Origin of the sequence: Agrobacterium vitis (assembly GCF_013337045.2) — a bacterium.
GTDB lineage: Bacteria > Pseudomonadota > Alphaproteobacteria > Rhizobiales > Rhizobiaceae > Allorhizobium > Allorhizobium vitis_B.
Window position 1 is genome coordinate 166,247 of the sequence record NZ_CP118261.1, and the last position, 18,378, is coordinate 184,624.

General features: G+C 56.6%; 15 protein-coding genes and 4 pseudogenes. 14 read left to right on the top strand and 5 right to left on the bottom strand.

From position 1 onward, the window contains the following. Window positions 1-3 precede the first annotated feature (3 nt). The 5 genes and pseudogenes from G6L01_RS23675 (at window position 4) to G6L01_RS23695 (ending at window position 4,822) form a co-directional block, all read left to right on the top strand. Complete coding sequence (locus G6L01_RS23675) at window positions 4-681, top strand: amino acid ABC transporter permease (protein WP_060716657.1); 678 nt, start codon at window positions 4-6, stop codon at window positions 679-681. Between the two features lie 21 nt (window positions 682-702). Continuing rightward, window positions 703-1,428: an amino acid ABC transporter ATP-binding protein gene (locus G6L01_RS23680; RefSeq protein WP_060716656.1), complete on the top strand. Its 726-nt coding sequence runs from the start codon at window positions 703-705 to the stop codon at window positions 1,426-1,428. A 25-nt stretch (window positions 1,429-1,453) separates the two neighbouring features. Next, window positions 1,454-2,257, top strand: a complete 804-nt coding sequence (locus G6L01_RS23685) for a transporter substrate-binding domain-containing protein (protein ID WP_060716655.1) — start codon at window positions 1,454-1,456, stop codon at window positions 2,255-2,257. A gap of 200 nt (window positions 2,258-2,457) precedes the next feature. After that, window positions 2,458-3,216 carry a transporter substrate-binding domain-containing protein gene (locus G6L01_RS23690; protein WP_060716707.1) on the top strand — a complete coding sequence of 253 codons (759 nt, stop codon included), beginning with the start codon at window positions 2,458-2,460 and terminating at the stop codon, window positions 3,214-3,216. Window positions 3,217-3,945: 729 nt separating this feature from the next. Then, window positions 3,946-4,822: pseudogene (locus G6L01_RS23695) on the top strand (IS630 family transposase). 175 nt (window positions 4,823-4,997) lie between these two features. On the opposite strand, the gene G6L01_RS23700 reads toward G6L01_RS23695, so the two are convergent. After that, on the bottom strand, window positions 4,998-5,234 hold the full coding sequence (locus tag G6L01_RS23700) for a hypothetical protein (RefSeq protein WP_060716654.1): 237 nt from the start codon (window positions 5,232-5,234) through the stop codon (window positions 4,998-5,000). 291 nt (window positions 5,235-5,525) lie between these two features. Here G6L01_RS23700 and G6L01_RS23705 point away from each other — a divergent pair, with 291 nt between their 5' ends. The 5 genes from G6L01_RS23705 to G6L01_RS23725 all read left to right on the top strand — a co-directional run bounded on the left by G6L01_RS23705 (window position 5,526) and on the right by G6L01_RS23725 (window position 9,123). After that, window positions 5,526-5,747: a hypothetical protein gene (locus tag G6L01_RS23705; protein ID WP_060716653.1), complete on the top strand. Its 222-nt coding sequence runs from the start codon at window positions 5,526-5,528 to the stop codon at window positions 5,745-5,747. A gap of 10 nt (window positions 5,748-5,757) precedes the next feature. Next, the gene (locus tag G6L01_RS23710; protein ID WP_060716652.1) at window positions 5,758-5,958 is read left to right on the top strand and encodes a methyl-accepting chemotaxis protein; all 201 of its coding nucleotides are present in this window, start codon (window positions 5,758-5,760) and stop codon (window positions 5,956-5,958) included. Between the two features lie 88 nt (window positions 5,959-6,046). Continuing rightward, window positions 6,047-6,469 carry a helix-turn-helix domain-containing protein gene (locus G6L01_RS23715; RefSeq protein WP_234823942.1) on the top strand — a complete coding sequence of 141 codons (423 nt, stop codon included), beginning with the start codon at window positions 6,047-6,049 and terminating at the stop codon, window positions 6,467-6,469. 248 nt (window positions 6,470-6,717) lie between these two features. Further along, window positions 6,718-8,889 carry a putative bifunctional diguanylate cyclase/phosphodiesterase gene (locus G6L01_RS23720; protein ID WP_071205523.1) on the top strand — a complete coding sequence of 724 codons (2,172 nt, stop codon included), beginning with the start codon at window positions 6,718-6,720 and terminating at the stop codon, window positions 8,887-8,889. A gap of 60 nt (window positions 8,890-8,949) precedes the next feature. Further along, entirely contained in the window at window positions 8,950-9,123 is a 174-nt protein-coding gene (locus G6L01_RS23725) for an ArsR family transcriptional regulator (protein WP_081088925.1), read from the top strand. Window positions 9,124-9,489: 366 nt separating this feature from the next. On the opposite strand, the pseudogene G6L01_RS23730 reads toward G6L01_RS23725, so the two are convergent. Beyond that, window positions 9,490-11,260: pseudogene (locus G6L01_RS23730) on the bottom strand (methyl-accepting chemotaxis protein). An 83-nt stretch (window positions 11,261-11,343) separates the two neighbouring features. On the opposite strand from G6L01_RS23730, the gene G6L01_RS23735 reads away from it, so the two are divergent. Beyond that, a complete protein-coding gene (locus G6L01_RS23735; RefSeq protein ID WP_060716649.1) occupies window positions 11,344-12,234 on the top strand; it encodes a LuxR C-terminal-related transcriptional regulator in 891 nt (296 codons plus the stop codon). 225 nt (window positions 12,235-12,459) lie between these two features. Here G6L01_RS23735 and G6L01_RS23740 read toward each other — a convergent pair. Then, window positions 12,460-12,572 (bottom strand): annotated as a pseudogene (locus G6L01_RS23740) (fatty acid desaturase); the annotation flags it as partial. A gap of 221 nt (window positions 12,573-12,793) precedes the next feature. Between G6L01_RS23740 and G6L01_RS23745 the strand changes: the two are divergent. Further along, window positions 12,794-12,988 (top strand): annotated as a pseudogene (locus tag G6L01_RS23745) (hypothetical protein); the annotation flags it as partial. 53 nt (window positions 12,989-13,041) lie between these two features. On the opposite strand, the gene G6L01_RS23750 reads toward G6L01_RS23745, so the two are convergent. Further along, the gene (locus G6L01_RS23750) at window positions 13,042-13,623 is read right to left on the bottom strand and encodes a recombinase family protein (RefSeq protein ID WP_060716698.1); all 582 of its coding nucleotides are present in this window, start codon (window positions 13,621-13,623) and stop codon (window positions 13,042-13,044) included. Window positions 13,624-13,760: 137 nt separating this feature from the next. Here G6L01_RS23750 and G6L01_RS23755 point away from each other — a divergent pair, with 137 nt between their 5' ends. Both G6L01_RS23755 and G6L01_RS23760 read left to right on the top strand, forming a co-directional pair. Beyond that, entirely contained in the window at window positions 13,761-16,727 is a 2,967-nt protein-coding gene (locus G6L01_RS23755; RefSeq protein ID WP_070167330.1) for a Tn3 family transposase, read from the top strand. Window positions 16,728-16,795: 68 nt separating this feature from the next. Further along, the gene (locus G6L01_RS23760) at window positions 16,796-17,380 is read left to right on the top strand and encodes a hypothetical protein (protein WP_070167331.1); all 585 of its coding nucleotides are present in this window, start codon (window positions 16,796-16,798) and stop codon (window positions 17,378-17,380) included. 95 nt (window positions 17,381-17,475) lie between these two features. On the opposite strand, the gene G6L01_RS23765 is transcribed toward G6L01_RS23760, so the two are convergent. Next, window positions 17,476-18,303: an oxidoreductase gene (locus tag G6L01_RS23765; RefSeq protein ID WP_070167332.1), complete on the bottom strand. Its 828-nt coding sequence runs from the start codon at window positions 18,301-18,303 to the stop codon at window positions 17,476-17,478. Between the last annotated feature and the right edge of the window lie 75 nt (window positions 18,304-18,378).

The window sequence follows — 18,378 nt, forward strand, 5'->3', positions numbered from 1 at the left end:
ACGATGACCACGGCATTCAATATCAACCATCTGCAGTTTCTGGTGACCGGAGCCTTCTGGACGCTTGTGCTGAGCGTCATGGCCTTCGTCGGTGGCGGACTGTTCGGCTTTCTTGTGGCTTTGGGCAGAATTACGCCGTCACGCACGGTTCGCATCTTCACTGGCGCCTATGTCCAACTGATCCAGGGCACGCCACTACTCGTGATCATGTTCATCATCTACTTCGGCCTGCCGACGCTCGGTTTCTCCATCACGCCGCTATTTGCCGCTGGCCTGTCTCTGACGATCTATGTCAGCGCCTATCTGGGCGAGATCTGGCGAGGTTGTCTGGAATCCGTGCCCAAGGCGCAGTGGGAAGCGGCGGAATGCCTGGCGCTGTCGAAGATGCAACGCATGTTCAAGGTCATCCTGCCACAGGCGGTAAGGATCGCGACCCCACCGACGGTCGGTTTCAGCGTCCAGATCGTCAAGAATACATCGCTCGCGTCAGTCGTCGGTTTTGTCGAGCTGACGCGCGCCGGGCAGCTCATCAACAATTCCATCTTCGAGCCCTTCCTCATCTATCTCGTCGTTGCAGCCCTCTACTTTTGCCTCTGCTTTCCGCTGTCGGCATTCAGTCAGAAGCTCGAGCGGCGGGGTCCGAGAATGCGGACGACGGTTAAGCCAGCGACACAAAGCTGAAGAGTTTGAGGGAGGCAGAGCATGCCAATGATTGCACTGAATGACGTGAGGAAGAGCTTTGGCGCGATCACCGTGCTCAAGGGTGTAACATTTTCCGTGGACAAGGGGCAGGTTGCAGCACTCATCGGTGCCAGCGGCTCAGGTAAGAGCACGGCTCTGCGCTGCATCGATCGGCTGGAGGTGATCGACAGCGGTGAGATCACGGTGGCGGACCACAGGGTTCACGATCCGAACCTCAATCTGAGAAAGCTCAGGCTCGACGTCGGCATCGTGTTCCAGAGCTACAATCTGTTTCCGCACCTCACGATCGAGGAGAACATCTTGCTCGCGCCGTGCTCGGTCAAGAAATTGCCGAAGACACAGGCCCATGAGCTGGCTCTTGCTGCACTTGAGAGGGTGGGCCTATCCGACAAGGCCGACAATTATCCCGAACAGCTGTCCGGTGGACAGCAGCAGCGAGCCGCTATCGCCAGATCGCTGGCGATGGAACCGAAGGTCATGCTGTTCGACGAGGTGACGTCGGCGCTCGATCCCAAGCTGACCGGCGAGGTGTTGCGCGTCATCGAGAAGCTCGCCGAAAGCGGCATGACCATGATCATGGTCACCCATGAAATGAACTTCGCACGCAAGGTGGCGGACCGCGTCATCTTCATGCATCGCGGCCTTGTCCACGAGGAAGGCGATGCCGGGATGCTAAGTGCTCCGCAAACATCGGAGCTGCAGGAGTTCCTGAGCCACGATCTGTAATTTTCATCAAACCGGAGGAATAAAGATGAAATTTCTGAAAACGCTTGCACTGGTTGGTACAGTAGGTGCTGTTCTAGCAAGCCAGTCGCTGCCGGCATCCGCCGACACCTTTGCCGACATCCTGGCCGCAAAGAAGATCCGCATCGCAACCGATCTTGCCATCCCGCCGTCTGGCATGCTGGACGCGAACCTCAAGCCCGTCGGTTCCGACGTGGAGACGGCCCAGCAGCTGGCCAAGGATTGGGGTGTCGAGGTCGAGTTCGTCCAGACGACGGGCGCGACCCGTATTCCGAACCTGCAGACCAACAAGGCGGATATCGTCATCTCCACCCTGTCTGTCACCCCGGAACGCGCCCAGGTGATCGATTTCTCGAAGCCCTATGCTGGCCTCCAGTCCGTCATCGCCGCGCCGGCGGCCTCGCCGATCAAGGATTGGGCCGATCTCAAGGGGCAGGCCATCACTGTGACCCGCGGCACGACCCAGGATACCGAGCTGACCAAGATGGCGGCCGAGCATGGCTTCACGGTGACGCGTTACGACGACGATGCGACGATGGTGACAGCCGCCGTATCCGGCCAGGCCAAGTTGATCGCGACCTCCGCCACGCTGGTCAAGCAGGTTCATGACAAGAACCCGACGCTGGCCTTTGAGCCGAAGATCACCATTCGCGTGCTGAACCTCGCGATTGGCGTTCGCAAGAACGAACCAGAACTGTTGGCGAAATTGAACGAATGGGTAGCTTCAAACCTTCAGAACGGGAAGCTCAACGAGATCTATCAGAAGTATCACGGCACGCCAATCCCGGCGGAGATCGTCAACCCAAAGTGACAGCGACCAAGTCGCTAGCGACTGCGGTGGTTGGGTCTGGAGGAGTGATTTTGCCACCGTGAATTCCGAATGGACCCGGAAGCCTTGCCATTGCGCAAGGCTTCCGAGGTTAAATTCCTAAAGCCGTCAACAAGAGAAAAAGTGGAGGAGAACGCATGGCAATCCGAAAGACTTTGGCCATAATTGGCATTTTAGGAGCAATGGCTGTGACAGTCGCGGCCAAAGCGGCAGCAGACAGTTTCAGCGACATCAAAACGGCTGGCAAGATCCGCGTGGCGATTGATCTTGCCAGCCCACCGAACGGGATGCTCGATGCAGGTCTCAAACCTGTCGGCTCGGATGTCGAAACTGCCGAACTGCTTGCGAGAGACTGGGGTGTTCAGCTGGAACTTATCCAGACGACCGGCGCGACACGCATCCCGAACCTGCAGACCAACAAGGCAGATGTCGTCATCTCGACCCTGGCAGTGACTCCGGAGCGTAAGCAGGTCATCGCGTTTTCGAAGCCCTATTCCGGCCAGTTGTCTATGGTCGCTGCACCCGCTTCGCTGCAGATCAGGGATTGGACGGATCTGAGAGGCAAGGTCGTTACCGTGTGCCGTGGAACGACGCAGGATACGGACATGACGAAGCGGGCAACGGAGTTCGGTTACACGATCGCCCGCTATGATGATGAAGGCGCGATGGTGACAGCAGCTGTGTCGGGGCAGGCGACGATTGTCGCCTCCTCAGAAGCGCTGATCAAACAGATTGCGGTAAAGAGCAAAGGAAATCCGTTCGAGCCGAAATTTACGATCCGCGTCTTCGACCTTGCCATCGGTGTCCGGAAAAACGAGCCTGAGTTGCTCGCAGCACTCGATCAATGGGTTGCCGACAATCTGAAGAACGGTAAACTCAACGATATATACCAGCGCCACCATGGCCATGCTCTGCCGAAGGAAGTCGTGGAGCGAAAGTAAGATCTCTTGATGCGCCAACCGCCAATACGGTGGAGACAGAAATAGCCGGTCGACTAATTTTCAAAGCCGCCGCCGATATTGCGGCGGTAGTCAGATCATCGCACTTTCCTTACCTTGAACTCGGTTCTTATCCATGAAAGTCGAGCCACTCTGGCATACTTATGGCCGAAGTGAACTCAATCCATCGGTATGGCTGACTGCCCACCTTGCCGTCGCCTATGTGCGATTTTGCACGAGCGCGGCGTGGTTGCGACACCCAAACATTGTTGGCAATGAAGGGGAAATAGAGCGGACCTCACTCATTTCAGAGATCCTCTAGGTTGCTGTGCGCGACAATGCCGACTGGTTAACTTCTGTCGTCGCCGGCGCAATAAATTGGAAGTCATTCGTGTATCAGATCTTTGCGATGCCTTTCCGGCGGGTCATTCAACCTTCCCCCTACAGCTCTAGTAGCTAGAAGTCGTTCAACGGCGTCCATTGTCCCAAGGGATCCATCATTAAAAATTTTGAGAGCGGAGAAAGGCGCTTTAATCTCGCTCCCCCACAACGGTAAACCGGCTTCCATGCTTTGGCGCTAGAGCGCGTCCGTTGAACGGAATCGTGTTGAGGATTCCCCTGACCCCCGAATTCTGGTTCAATCGCTCCGAATGGTGATTTGGTCGGAGGCAATATGCCCGAGCTTTCAGCGATGATCTGAGTAGTCGCGTTCTGGCTGCGTCACGGGATGGCATGTCGGCGCGCTCAGCAGCGACCGATTTGAGATTGGCATTTCGACAGCGATCGCTTGGATTGCGAGTGCGCGCGCTGGTCGGTTGAAGCCTGCGAAACAGGGCCGACGCGGCGGTTCGCGCCTCGATGCCCACGAGGACCTCATCGTCGGCATGATCAAAGAGGCGAAAGACATTACCCTCAACGAGATGGTCCTGCCATTGCGTGAGGGGAGAGCCGTCTCCATTGGCCGCAGCGCACTCGATGTCTGGCTGCGAAGGCGCGGCTGGACATTCAAAAAAGACCGCACATGCAGTGGAGCAGGAGTGTCCCGACCTCCTGAAGCGTCTCCGCGACTGGTTCGACGGCCAGTTCGATCTCGATCCGGCGCGGCTTGTCTTCATTGATGAAACCGGCCTGAGCACGAAGATGTCTCGGCTTCGCGGATGGGCCCGTTGCGACGATCGATGCCGCTCCCCGATCCCACACGGGCACTGGAAGACGACGACATTCACCGGGGCGCTCAGGCTCTCGGGCATTACAGCGCCTATGGTCCTCGACGGTGCGATGAACGGAGGCGCGTTCCAGGCCTTTGTCGAATAGGTTCTCGTTCGCATCTTGGCACCAGGCGACATCGTCATCATGGACAATCTGCCTGCACACAAGGCGGAAGGAGTGCGTCACGCAATCGAAGGTGCGGGATGCCGGTTACTCTACCTTCCTCCCTACAGTCCATACTTCAATCGAGAAGGCCTTCGCCAAGTTGAAGGCTGTCTTGCGCGCCAAAGCCGAGCGAACGGTCAAGGGCTTATGGAATACGGTCGGCCAGATCGTCACATTGTTCGAACCGCAAGAATGCGCCAACTTCTTCAAATCATGCGGATATGACCCCGAGTAAAACGGACACGCTCTAGATCCGCAGCACCGGTAATATCCCCTTCCAACATCACTAAGTCCAAACATCATCCGCCATTATAAAGTGCGAGCATGCCTGTCTTGGGCGCGTTGATGCCATCAGCTCAAACGAACCTTTGACGCTGAGACGTCATGCGGGCCTCAATACTGGCGTCACCTCATTGCTGTGCAGTGGGCCGTTCGAGCTCGATAACCTGAGCGCAAATCATCAGGTTCTGCGCAATTTCCCGGCACTGATCCGGCGTCATCGAAAACTGGACGGCCTGGGCGCATTTCCCCGGCTCACCGATCACCAGTTTTACGATGCAGGACATGCCTTGCTCGATGTAGCGACTGAACTCTTGTAGCGGCGGTCCAATAAGACGTCCGGCTTGATCGAGATCTGGAGGAGGCATGGTTGTGTTTCCAGGAGGCGTGACGATTCTGTTCCGTATTTGACCAGACGAACGTTAAATTTATAATTAAATGTCGATTAATGGAGATTGTGCGTATCGTGAAGTTTGCGATCGACGTGAATGGTCGCGTCGAAAACGTCGGTCAACTCGCCGGTGCCTGAAATAGTCTCGCCGATGGGGACCTGTCTCAGAAGATCGACAAGCCGTTTATTCCCTCGCACGAACAGCTGCGCACCGACTTTTATGCTGCATCTGACAAGCTGAAACGCGCCATGGCGAGGGTTGGCGACAATGCTCGGGGCTTCGGCCAGGTCGACAGAGACCCGCACCGCGGCGGATGATCTTGCAAAGCGGACCGAGCAGCAGGCAGCCTCGGTTGAGCAGACGGCCTCTGCGCTTGAGGAGATCACGACGACGGTAAAGGATTCCAGCCGCCGTGCCGAAGAAGGGGGCCAGTTAGTGACCCGAACCCGTGATCACGCCGAACATTCCGGCCAGGTGGTGGGCGTTTGACATCGGCGCCATGGACCAGATCGAAAAGTCATCGGGCGAGATTTTCAACCCATCGGCGTCATCGATGAGATCGCTTTCCAGACAACTGCTGGCGCTGAATGCAGGTCTAGAGGCTGCCCGTGCCGTCGATGCCGGCAAGGGCTTCGCGGTCGTCGCCCAGAAAGTGCGCGATGCGCGCGAATATTTCTCGTATCGCCATGTGCGGCAATGAGAGCCGGTTGTAGAGAATACTACCACGGAATATTCTCTACACCGCGCATCGTAACCTGCATATTTCACTGAACTGAATGGAGAGAGCCTTGGGATTTCCGAAAATACCACATGAAACCGACTTCGACGTTGGACAAAAAATCAAAGCCCGCAGACGTGCGATCGGGATGAGCCAGGAAACCTTGGGCAAAGCCCTCGGCATCACGTTTCAGCAAATCCAGAAGTATGAAAAGGGCACCAACAGGGTTGGCGCAAGCCGCTTGTCGAACATTGCCGATTTCCTCGCGGTGCCTATCTCATATTTCTTTCGCGACAATGATGAAAATTCTGAACGGTCATCCGAAAGCATGTCGCTCCCGGATGACGAAATCACGCGGTTTTTAGCCACCAGCGAAGGACAGGCGCTGAACAAGGCATTTGCCAAGATAAAAGTGAAAATTGTTAAACGCAGTGTCGTTGCTTTGACCAAGACGCTGGCGAAGGTCAACGATGAGCCGACAGAAGTGACTTAGCCCCGTTCCCGCATGATCGCGTTAGATCTGCTGGAAAGCTTTTGTTATTGCTACTGAATGAAATCTCGCTCTCACAAACAAAGTTCGTGCCAACCATTGGCAATTTAACTCGGACTTAAAACGCGGGGCACAAGAATAAAAACAGCGCGTACTTTCTTCAACCGATCCACGAGGGTCCTTTAGACGATTGTTTTCAGATGACGGGAACGGAACAGACCAGACTGCAGTATCTAAACAAAAGCGGTACCATGTATACGCCGCCGGCAGAGGGATTCGACGCCGTCGTTGGCCTTGTCTCGTCCATTCTCAGCATGCCCATCGCGCTGATTTGCCTTTTGGATGCGGAACAGGTCTGGTTCAAAGCCAAGCATGGGCTCGATTTCGACCGCGCGGCTCGCAAGCATTCGTTCTGCGACTATGTCGTCACCTATCAAGAGCCACTCATTTTGTCCGACACCCTCCAGGACCGGCGGTTCAGAAACAATGCCATCATGAAGGGGGCTCTCGGAATTCGCTTTTATGCCGGCGTTCCCTTGATCGAAAACGGCATTTGTCTCGGCAGTCTTTGCGTCATGGACCGGGAAGTGCGCGGATTTGAGGATGAGGATTTGAGGCGACTTGAGGGCTTTGCCACCATCGTTCTCGGGCTCCTGCGGGAACCCCGTCAGGCATCGATCCTAAGGGAACAACAGCGCGAACTGCGTATCCGTCAAGCCCGGTTCGAGCAGACGGAACGATCGGCCAAAGTCGGAGGCTTCGAAATGGATTTGCTGACAGGCAAGTTCATCTGGTCCGATCAGATCTATCGAACCGTTGGGCTTCCCATTGGCATGCCTTTGACACGGAAAAAGGTGCTTGGCTGTTATGCGCCGGAAGAACGCGAGCACGTCGAGCGCCGGATCAAGGCTGCGATGGACGGAAACGGCGATGGCACCGATCGGGACTACCGAATCCTGACACCTGAGGGAGAGGAGCGTTGGGTTCATATCGTTAGCGACGTCGAGATGATCGATGGCGCGCCACGCCGCCTCTTTGGCATTTTGCAGGATGTCACCGAAAGATATCGGCAGGAACGCGGTCTCGTCCAAGCGGCGAACAGCGATGCCTTGACCGGCCTTGCCAATCGCGCCTGCTTTAAGGCGGCAATCGATCGTCAGATTAGTCAGGATCGTGCTGAGTTCGGGCTGTTACTGATTGATGTCGATCATCTCAAGGTCACCAACGACACGCTTGGCCATGGGGCAGGAGACGTTCTTCTCAAGGAGATCGCCAACCGTCTGGTTTCGCAAATGGGCAAAAAGGGAACTGTGTTTCGGGTTGGAGGAGATGAATTCGCGGCGGTGATCGAAAAGCCTGTCAGCAACCGCGGCATGACCATGATCGCGCGCGGATTGATTCGGGCCGTCTCCGAACCGATGACCTTCAACGGTGTGACCATCAATCCCAAAATCACTTTGGGAGGAGCGATCTGCGACGGTTGTACCGATGCGGAGGTTCTCTGCCAGAATGCCGATTTCGCGCTCTATCACGCAAAGCAGACAGCCAAAGGCACATATGTTCATTTCGAACTCGGTCTGAGAACGAAGATTTCCCGCCGACTCGCTGTCACCAATGAAGTTGAGGAAGCACTGGCAGAAAATCGCCTGTTTCCTTACTACCAGCCCATCGTCCGAATTCAGACCGGCGAGATCGTCGGTGTCGAAGCGCTGGTGCGCATGCGTCTTGCCGACGGTAGTGTGAGGGCTGCGGGCGATTTCCACGAAGCCCTGAAAGACGCCAGCATTTCGCATCGAGTCACCAGCCTGATGCTGGAAAAAGTCGCAAATGATCTGCGCAATTGGTATGATAGCGGCCTCAAACCTCTCCGCGTCGGCATCAATATCAGCTCATCCGACTTCTCACGGGGCGATCTCGAAAGCCGTATCGCATCGGCATTCGCGCGCTATGCTTTGTCGCTCGACAGCTTGCGGCTCGAGGTGACCGAAAGCGTGTTCATGGAAGGAACAGAAGAGGCTGTCGCCGCTACGCTTCAGCGCCTGCGCAAGAAGGGGGCTTCGGTCGCACTTGATGATTTCGGCACGGGCTACGCCTCGCTGACGCATCTACAGCGCCTGCCAGTCGATGTTATCAAGATCGACAAGAGCTTTATAGACACCATGCTGACAGATGCGTCTAGCGATGCAATCGTCGAACTCATGCTTGAACTGTCGAGGAAAATGGACTTGCGGGTTACGGCCGAAGGCGTCGAAACGATAGAACAGGCTATCCGGCTCGATGAACTGGGCTGTGCTTCCGGACAGGGATATCTTTATGCCCGACCAATGGATGCGTCTGCCATATACACTCTGGTTGCGACGACCGCCGGCAAGGAACATCAAGAGAGGCCGGCACTGCAAAAAGTTCGATGCTCGGTCTTTTAAAACAATAATTGGGTATTTCCGGACAAAGGGGTCGCCTCAACCTTTTGAAGGAGCCTTCAGATGGGTGAAAGCTGGAAAGGTGTGGCCATTCCGAAACGACTGCAGATGCTGAGGTTTGTGTCGCAGAGTGAAACGAGTGCAGGCGATCTCACCAAGAATGTGCCGCTGGATCAATCAGCGTCATCGCAGCATCTCGAAGCTGCACGCGGCCAACCTCATCGAAACGCGACGTGAGGCCCAGCAAATGTTCTACATATCCGCTAGGACAAGGTAAGGCGGCGACTGGCTACGATCAGCAATTTGCGTGACCCCTTCATACCCGAGACCAACGGAGTCTGCAGAGCCGCCATCTGCCTGTCACTTGCTGACGGCGCGCCATTTCACAGCCTCGTTTCCTATGTTTCCAACGGAAAGATGACTGAGCAAAGCGACATCTGATCGAGCAGCCGTTATTTTCGGCTGTGTAAGGCCATCGGATTGCTCGGCTTCCGATAACTGATCCAGTAATTCAGGGAATGAAACGTGTAAGGCGTTGTAGACTCTCGTATTGGATGACAGCGAATCTCATGCGCAATGCACTCCGCGTGCTCCTATCGGCGGCTAAAATTCCTCCCAGCTGGCTTCGACGGCGAGTGCGCCGCCTCCGCGGCTTGACACCCGCACGACCGACGGCCGCGTCGCAGGTTTGATGACAGCTGGAGCGCTTTTTTTCTTAGGTGGCGAGTCAACGCCGTCGAAACGGAACTGCTCAAGCAGGTCGAACAGCGCTTGCGCCTCTCCAGCCAACCCATGACTTGCCGCCGTCTGTTGCTCGACCATCGCAGCATTCTGCTGCGTCCCTTGATCCACGGTATTGACGGCCTGGTTGATTTCACCAAGGGCAATCGCCTGTTCTTTTGAGGCATCGACGATGGCGGAGATATCGGTATTGATATCGGCCACGTGCGATGCAATCTCCTGTAAGGCGGATCCTGCTTTAGTAACAAGCGAAACACCATTTGCGACATGTGCGCTGGATGCGGTGATCAGGACTTTGATCTCCTTGGCCGCCTTAGCCGAGCGTTGTGCAAGCTCCCGCACTTCCTGCGCAACAACGGCAAAGCCTTTGCCGGCGTCGCCGGCACGAGCGGCCTCGACGCCAGCATTCAGCGCCAGAAGATTGGTCTGAAAGGCAATTTCATCGATAACGCCGATGATGTTTGAAATTGCACGAGACGATTCCTCGATCTGGTCCATCGCCTGGATGGCTTCGGTTACCACCTGTCCGGAACGCTGGGCGTGAGTTTTTGTCCGATCGACCAGACGGCCAGCTTCTTCGGCGCGGCGACTGGAATCCTTCACCGTTGTTGTGATTTCTTCGAGGGCTGCGGCGGTCTCTTCAACCGAGGCAGCCTGCTGCTCGGTACGCTTGGCAAGGTCGTCCGCAGAGGTCTTGATCTCATTCGATCCGGCCGTTATGGCACGAGCGTTGTCGGCCACACTCGCCATTGCCATACGCAGTTTGCGCGAGGCACTGTTGAAGTCTAGCCGCAACCGATCCAGAGCCGGGATGAACGGTGAGGGCAGTTCGCGGGAAAGATCGCCCTCCGACAGCGCATTGAGATTGGCAGCTAAATCCTCGACATTGTTCACGCGGCCTGTGACGTCAGTCGCAAACTTGACCACCTTGAAGATTTTACCATCGGGATCGAAGATAGGATTGTAGGATGCCTGAATGAAGACACTTTGACCAGACTTGCCGATGCGCCTGAATTCGTCAGTGACAAATTCTCCGGTAGACAGCCTTTTCCAAAAGTCGACGTAGTCGGCCGAGGCGGCGTAGCTCTTTTCGACGAATATCCTGTGGTGCCGGCCGACAATCTCCGAAAGCGCATATCCGAGCGTCTGCAAAAAAATTCTCGTTCGCGGTAAGGATGGTTCCGTCAGGTGCGAATTCAATGGTGGCCTGGGCACGGGAGATGGCATCGAGTTTTGCGGCACTTTCAATCGCATTCAGTTTGCTCTGTGTAATATCACTGGCGACCTTGACGATGCGCACCACTTTACCGCTTCGGTCTTTGATCGGATTATAGTTTCCGCGGATGTAGATCTCTTTGCCGGATTTGCTGATCCGTTTGAAATCGCTGATCTGGAAGTCGCCACCGCGCAACGTTTCCCAGAATGCGACGTAAGCTGAGGATTTGGCATATCCCGCATCGACAAAGATCTGATGATGTTTGCCGATGAGCTCCGCTTCCGAATACCCCATCAAATCGCAGAAGTTTTTGTTGGCTTTGAGGACACTTCCAGTGGGGTCGAATTCAATAATCGCCATCGAACTATCAAGCGCGCGTACGAGCTGGCCAGCTTTGCCTGAGAGAAACGACAGCATAACGACACTCCCCAATCCAGCACAAACCGCGCCTTAATCCGAATCTAGGGGAGAAAGATTAATTTTATCGAAACTCTTAGAGAATGAACAATATCACGCAATCCAACGGTGGGGCGAAACGGTTCTCGCGCGAGATCGACGGGCACGGGTGGGCAAGGCACATAAACCTACCGAATCGTTTTGAGAAGACATATCTAAGAGAACGCGCCGATTCCGGCAGCTATAATTGGATCAGTCGTCTCATGCGTTCTAGTCGAAGTAATAACCGGGACAATGCCGATGACATCATCGACTTGCGCTCGCTGCCGCAGTTTCGGCCAATCCGCGACAACGCGTTCGTGGATCGACTGCGCAATGCAGTGCCCTTTGACCATGTCAGCGTCAGCGGGCTCGATCTCGACGGGTACCGTCTGGGAGAAACCACCTTTCACCTCGAGTCGGACGTGCCGCCCGCACTGGCTGAGACGTATCTTTCCGACAAGCTCTACGAAGCTGATCCGCTTTTGCGCTATGTTATAGAAACTCAATGCGTCGCGTTAGAGAGCCTCGTTTACCCAAAGCGGAAAGTGCCCGTGCGATTCAGACAATTGGCCGAAAACTTTTCGATCCGAAACCGGACAGTGTTTCCAGTCAAACGAAACGGTTTGGTGTGCGCGTCAGTTGGGTTCATGCGCCGCGAGCCTTTCACAGAAGACGAAATCGAGTTTCTTCGGCAGATTGCGCGTCCTCTGTACACGTCGGTCGTTGGCCCCCTGGTGGAACGGTTCGCAGCCGAGAGTTCAAAGTTAACGGAAGGGGAGATCATCTGCTTGCGCTTGGCCGCCGAAGGAATGACGACAGCAGAAATTGCTGAGGGCAGTAAATTCCAGGCGGCGACTGTCGATAGCTACCTGAAGTTAGCTACAAAAAAACTTGGTTGCAAAAATCGGGCTCATGCTCTTGTAGAAGCTGTCCGGCGCGAACTCATAGATTGAGCATGGGAAAGTCGTTCGATAAGAGCGAATTTTGCTGAGGTGCATGCTCCATGGCGGCTCTTCGATGGTTCGGCGTTCTGAAATCGCTTTCGTCACCGCTGAAGTCCTTCCGACCCCGCCGACACTGGTTCGCTCCTGTTAAGTTGGATCGCTTCGGTGAAGCTCGAAAGCTGACGCTGAAAAAAGCCTCGCTCCGGACGCACTTACGTTGCCGACGCCTTGACCGCGATAGTAAGGAGCCTTGCTCCAGAAATGGTGCAAAAGTGGATGCCGATGTTGCCGGTCACCCAGCGCAGGACGAGCGGCAGATTGTAGTACGAGGCGCCGTGCACGGGGGCTTTTAAGTGCGGACCATTTGTCCCTGCTTTTAACCGCTGCGGACAGATCGAGCTCGACAGAGGGTTGGCCCACCTCTTGCTTTCGCATGACAGCCATGCCTCTTTCCAATAAGACTTTCTGCAAATATTTTAGGGCAACTGGGCCGCTGCTGACGAGGAAAACGCAATTGAATGAGGGTTCAGACTATCCCGACGACTTGAAGTTTCTTGGAGTGGATAGCCTCCGGTTTCTCGACCGGCTTGGGACAGAGACATCGTCGCTGTCCGATGCCGACGCGATCCTGGCCACCACGACGCGTCTGGTCGGGAAATATCTCAGCCTTTCGGTGTGCGCGTATGCCGACATGGACGAGGACGCGGATGGTTTCACGATCCGCGGGGACTGGGCCGCTCCGGGATCGACTAGCATAGTAGGCTTCACGACACGAAAGTGGCGAATCTGTCCGACTTTTAAGAACGTATCCGGAACTCAGGTTGGTTTGACCGTGGATGTCGTTGCTTTTTCGGCCTTGAGAGCTTCGTAGAGGGCGGTTTTCCCGATTTTCACGCGGGCCGCGGCTTCCCGGACGTTCAAACCGGCCGCCAGATGCTGGCGGGCTTTGGCAAGTTTGTCCGGGGTTACGACGACTTGTCGGCCACCGCGTCGGCCGCGTTCCTCTGCGGCTTGCAGACCGGCACGTGTTCGTTCCCGGATCAGATCGCGCTCGAACTGTGCCAGCGCGCCGAACAGGTGGAAGACCAGGCGACCGCCGGATGTCGTGGTGTCGATGTTTTCGGTGATGGATCGGAAGCCGACGCCTTTGGCCTCCAGTTCGGTGATGATCTCGATGAGGTGCTTCATCAACCGGCCGAGGCGGTCGAGCTTCCAGACTGTGAGCGTGTCGCCGTCGCGAACGTAGCGGATCGCCTCCGCCAATCCGAGTCGGTCAGTCTTCGTGCCGGATGCCTTATCCTCGAACAGCCTTTCACAACCTGCTTTGCGCAAAGCGTCGAGTTGCAGGGCGGTGTCCTGGTCGCCGGTGGAGACCCTTGCATAGCCGATAGCGGTCATGAGACGTGGTTTGTCCGATTTGCCGTTTCATGACAAGGTTTGCGGACAAGAACTGTGGATGCCGCGAAACGTTCGTTTGTCGGACACGCATTTTCCGTTTCGCTGCACTCTCCGCGGCGAAACGGGAAGATCAGAGAATGGTGCGAAGAGCATTACTGAGCGAGGCATGGTGGCAACAGGCGACGATCATCCCGGATAACGAAAGGGAGATCGCCAAACATTACACGCTGGATCGATCGGATCTCGACCTGATCATGCGACAGAACAAGGCCTCGAACAGACTGGGCCTCGCCTGTGTTCTGGCCACGCTACGATACCCTGGCCGACCGCTTGCGGATGGCGAGGTCCTGCCGGCTGGCGTCTTACGATTTCTGGCGCGGCAGATCGGCGTCGATCACCATGAGATCGAACGTTATTTCGAGCGCCCACAGACGCGGCGCGAGCATCTGGCCCTGCTTTTCGACAGAATGCAGATGCGTCCGTTTGTGCCTTCGGACGTGCGGGCACTCACAGGCTGGCTGACACCTGCCGCACAAACCCTGCGCCACGCCGATGTATTGGCGGATATGGTCGTGGAAGAACTGCGACGCAGGAGAATTCTCTTGCCAGCGCGGCCAGCGCTCGAAGCCATCATTCATGTGGCGATCAGGCGCGGCATTCGTATTGCTCATCGGGCCTTGGCCGGCGGGATCTCAGAAGGCCAAAAGCTCGATCTGGACAAGCTTCTCGATCCGCGTGAGGGGACAAGCGTGACTATTCTTGCCTGGGCGAGAACGCCAGCATTGTCGCCAGCCGCCGTCAACCTCGACAGAATTGCCGAGCGCATTCGCTTTCTCCGGTCTCTGAACCTGCCGACGACGTTGATGGATCGCATTCCGGCCAAGGTCTTTGACGAATTTGCTGCAGAGGGGACGCGAATGAGCGCGCAGCATCTGCGCGACCTTAACACCGAACGCCGACATGCTGTCCTGGCTGCAACAGTGCTCCACCTTTCCCGCCATCTCACCGATTGCGCGATCGACATGTTCAAGAAACTCATGGGCATCCTGACGCGGCGAGCCAATAACCAGGCGGCTGCTCGCGTCACCCGATCCGTTCGGGAAGTGCAGACGCCGTTGAAGGACGTTTCAAAAGTCTGCCATGCGATCATCAAGGCCAGAGAGAAGGGTGAGGACATGGCCAAAGCGCTTGATCTGGTCATCCAATGGCCAGCTTTTACAACCAGTGTCCAGGCGGTCGATACGCTGATCGCGCCGGATGTTATCGACGGTAAAATCGAAATGCTCCAGCGCTATCCGACGATCAGGAAACTGGCGCCACAGTTTCTCTCCACTCTCGTGTTCCGCGGTCACGCAGTGGCGGCGAACCTCTTGCGGGCGCTATCCGTGGTCGCGGGTCTATATCGTACGGGCAAAAGGACCATACCCGACAAGGCACCGATCTCCTTTGCGCCGAAGGGCTGGATGCCTCTCATACTCAAAGATGGAAAGATTGATCGCAGGGCTTATGAGCTTTGCCTGTTCAGCGAATTGAAGCGCCGGCTCGATGCGGGCGATGTCTGGGTGGAAGGAGCCAAACGCTTCCAGTCTTTCGAAAGCTTTCTCATTCCCACGCCGACATTCGAGCTGATGCGTGAGGAAGGACCGCTTCCAATCGCCGTTGATACCGATGTCGAGACGTATCTTCGCCAACAGCGCCAGCTGCTGAACGATGGACTGGCTGACCTCTCGCGTCTGGCCGCAGCCGGCGAGCTCGACGATGTAGAACTGACCGGGGCGGGGTTTAGCGTCACGCCGCACAAGGCTATGTTTCCGGACATCGCCAAGTCGCTGAAGCTAAAGGTGGAAAGCCGTCTGCCTGCGATCCGCATCACTGACCTTTTGCTCGAGGTTGACGCCCGAACGGAATTTTCGAACGCCTTTACCCATTTGCGCAGCGGTCGGACGGCCGACAACAAGCTTGCGCTCCTCACCGCCATCCTGGCGGACGGGATCAATCTCGGTCTCACGAGAATGGCGGACGTTTCCCCCGGCATTACGATGCGCCAACTCGCCTGGGCGCACGACTGGCATATTCGCGAGGAAGGTTACACGGCCGCGCACGCCATTCTCGTCAACGCCCAGAGGCAATTGCCTCTGGCAAGCTTGTGGGGCGATGGAACAACGTCATCCTCCGATGGCCAGTATTTTCCGGCGGGCGGACACGCCGAGGCGATCGGCGACCTCAACGGCCGCTATGGTCCCAACCCCGGCGCCAAATTCTACCGGTTCACCTCTGACCAGTACGGCGCTTTCTACATCATCGCCATGAATGCCAATGCGAGCGAAGCCATCTATGTCCTCGATGGACTGCTCTATCATGGCAGCGATCTCGCCATCGGAACCCACTATGTCGATACCGGCGGGGTAAGCGATATGAGCTTCGCCCTTTGCCATCTCGTTGGTTTCCAGATTGTGCCTCGGCTGCGCGGTCTCAAGGATCGCAAGCTCTATCTTTTCCCGCGCGACGCGCCTCCCGAAAACCTGGCGCCGCTCGTTGGCGAGCACATCAACGTCGAGCGGATCAAGGCAAACTGGAACGACATCCTGCGGCTGGTCACGACGATCCGTTCCGGGCAGGTTCGGCCTTCGACCCTGTTGGCAAAGCTGTCCGCATTCCCACGCCAGAACGGACTGGCGTTGGCGCTACGCGATCTCGGTCGCATCAATCGGTCCATCTTTCTGCCCCAGTGGTGGCAGAACCCCGAAATGCGCAGGAACGCGACGGCCGGCCTCAACAAGAGCGAATCCCAGAACACCTTGGCCCGCGCACTGTTCTTCAATCGCCTCGGAGAATTGCGCGACCGGACTTTCGAGAGCCAGTTCTACCGAGCATCTGGACTGAACCTGCTAATCAACGCCATCGTCTACTGGAACACACTCTATCTTGAACCGGCGTTCGCCGAGCTCAACCGAGATGGCATTCCCACGCCGCTTGACATCATCAAACACATTACCCCACTCGGCTGGCAGCACATCAGTCTCACCGGCGATTACATCTGGACCCCAACAGACGGCGTTGATCTCAGGCCATTGCGGCGCGAAACATCTATCCTCGCAGCGTGATCACCATACGTTCTCAAAAGTCGGACAGATCCAACACTTTCGTGTCGTGACGCCTAAAGGATCCGATCATGGCACCGCTCAACCGCTCCACCCAGAAGAACCGTCCCGCCAAATCCCAACGCGCCACCACCCTCGAAATGGTCAGGCACGCCTGCCCCGACACAGCCCAGGCACTGCGCATCTCCGAAAGCTTCGGCCTTGCCCTCATCGACAGCGATGGGATCCGCGACCTTCACCGCGGACAGTTGATCGAAAGCGCCGATGCCCTGAGGGACGGCCTCGCCGAAAAGGCAATGCAGATCCACATGCAGCGCATCGTCGGTTCGTTTGTCGGCTCCGCCTACGGCGCCGGGCAATTCTACTCCCGCGCGGTCACAGAGGCCCGCGATCTCACCACGAAGCTCTCTAACGATACCAGAGACGAGGACCTCGACGGGCCTGTCGGTTTCGACAGCCGCGCCCAGCGCAAGCGCGAGTTCGCAGCCGATATGGGCCTGCAGGCCCATGTGCTTCGCATGGCAGCCGAAGGTGCTGTCTCAGCTTACGAGGAAATCACAGGCGAAACCTGGAAGCCCTACGAGCGTACGGTCGAGCAGCCCGCCAACTCAGTAGACCAAAAGGCCGCAACGGCCCAGATGGCAGCATTTGAATAGGACAATCGCGGGGCTTCGGCCCCGCCTGAGGCCCCATTTCAGAAAATCATAAATGGGCAAATGCGCCGTAGGGTCCGAGCGCCCTCTTTCTCCGGTCAGCCGTCCGTCGATACCGTCACGGAGGTCCACGCATCGATCTCTTCTTGGAGACGCTTGAGTCTCGCCGATACATGCTTGAGAGCGTCGCTGCCAAGGAGAAGTTGCGGTGGCGGGTTATCGGTCTCGACTAGGATCAAGACGGCTGCAGCGAGTTTCTCTGGATCACCAAGCTGCTTGCCACTGACTGCCTCCCGGGCCTCGCGTATCGGATCAAAAAGGGAATCGTAATCCGCGATCGACCGTTCCGTGCGGATCATCGAACGTCCGGCCCAGTCTGTGCGGAAAGAGCCGGGGCATAACGTCGTCACATGCACACCGAACGGCGCCATTTCTGAACGCATCACTTCCGATATGCCTTGCAGCGCAAACTTGCTGCCACAGTAATACCCGATACCGGGCATGGTGATCATGCCGCCCATCGACGTGACATTGACGATGAAACCCTGGCGCCGTTCGCGGAACCTGGGAATAAACGCCTTGGCGACAGCTACAGCGCCAAAGACGTTCACGTCGAACTGTCTGCGCATCTCTTCGAGAGGTGATTCTTCGATGACGCCCTCGTGGCCGTAACCGGCATTGTTGATGAGCACATCGACCGGCCCGTACTTGTCTTCCGTATCACGGACGACATCCGGAATCTGGTCGAACGCGGTGACGTCGCAAAGGACGGGGTGAATGGCGGGCACGGCTGCGGCAAGCGCCGAGCGTGCCGTCTCGGAGCGGACGGTGCCGATAACCTGATGGCCCATCTGAGCAGCAGCCGTAGCGATGGCCAAGCCGAAGCCGGAATTTGCGCCGGTGATGAAAAAGGTCTTTCTCGACATGATGTACGAACTTCCTTGATTGAGGAGACGTTTGACAGATAGTATTAATCGTCCGGCTGAACGATTGCAGATCCG

Excerpts from the sequence above, each read along its gene's own strand:
- G6L01_RS23700 (WP_060716654.1), bottom strand. The coding sequence starts at position 5,234 with ATGCCTCCTCCAGATCTCGATCAAGCCGGACGTCTTATTGGACCGCCG.
- G6L01_RS23725 (WP_081088925.1), top strand. The coding sequence starts at position 8,950 with ATGGGTGAAAGCTGGAAAGGTGTGGCCATTCCGAAACGACTGCAGATG.
- G6L01_RS23755 (WP_070167330.1), top strand. The coding sequence starts at position 13,761 with ATGGTGCGAAGAGCATTACTGAGCGAGGCATGGTGGCAACAGGCGACG.
- G6L01_RS23750 (WP_060716698.1), bottom strand. The coding sequence starts at position 13,623 with ATGACCGCTATCGGCTATGCAAGGGTCTCCACCGGCGACCAGGACACC.
- G6L01_RS23675 (WP_060716657.1), top strand. The coding sequence starts at position 4 with ATGACCACGGCATTCAATATCAACCATCTGCAGTTTCTGGTGACCGGA.
- G6L01_RS23765 (WP_070167332.1), bottom strand. The coding sequence starts at position 18,303 with ATGTCGAGAAAGACCTTTTTCATCACCGGCGCAAATTCCGGCTTCGGC.
- G6L01_RS23690 (WP_060716707.1), top strand. The coding sequence starts at position 2,458 with ATGGCTGTGACAGTCGCGGCCAAAGCGGCAGCAGACAGTTTCAGCGAC.
- G6L01_RS23705 (WP_060716653.1), top strand. The coding sequence starts at position 5,526 with ATGCTCGGGGCTTCGGCCAGGTCGACAGAGACCCGCACCGCGGCGGAT.
- G6L01_RS23760 (WP_070167331.1), top strand. The coding sequence starts at position 16,796 with ATGGCACCGCTCAACCGCTCCACCCAGAAGAACCGTCCCGCCAAATCC.
- G6L01_RS23735 (WP_060716649.1), top strand. The coding sequence starts at position 11,344 with ATGAACAATATCACGCAATCCAACGGTGGGGCGAAACGGTTCTCGCGC.
- G6L01_RS23710 (WP_060716652.1), top strand. The coding sequence starts at position 5,758 with ATGGACCAGATCGAAAAGTCATCGGGCGAGATTTTCAACCCATCGGCG.
- G6L01_RS23720 (WP_071205523.1), top strand. The coding sequence starts at position 6,718 with ATGTATACGCCGCCGGCAGAGGGATTCGACGCCGTCGTTGGCCTTGTC.
- G6L01_RS23680 (WP_060716656.1), top strand. The coding sequence starts at position 703 with ATGCCAATGATTGCACTGAATGACGTGAGGAAGAGCTTTGGCGCGATC.
- G6L01_RS23685 (WP_060716655.1), top strand. The coding sequence starts at position 1,454 with ATGAAATTTCTGAAAACGCTTGCACTGGTTGGTACAGTAGGTGCTGTT.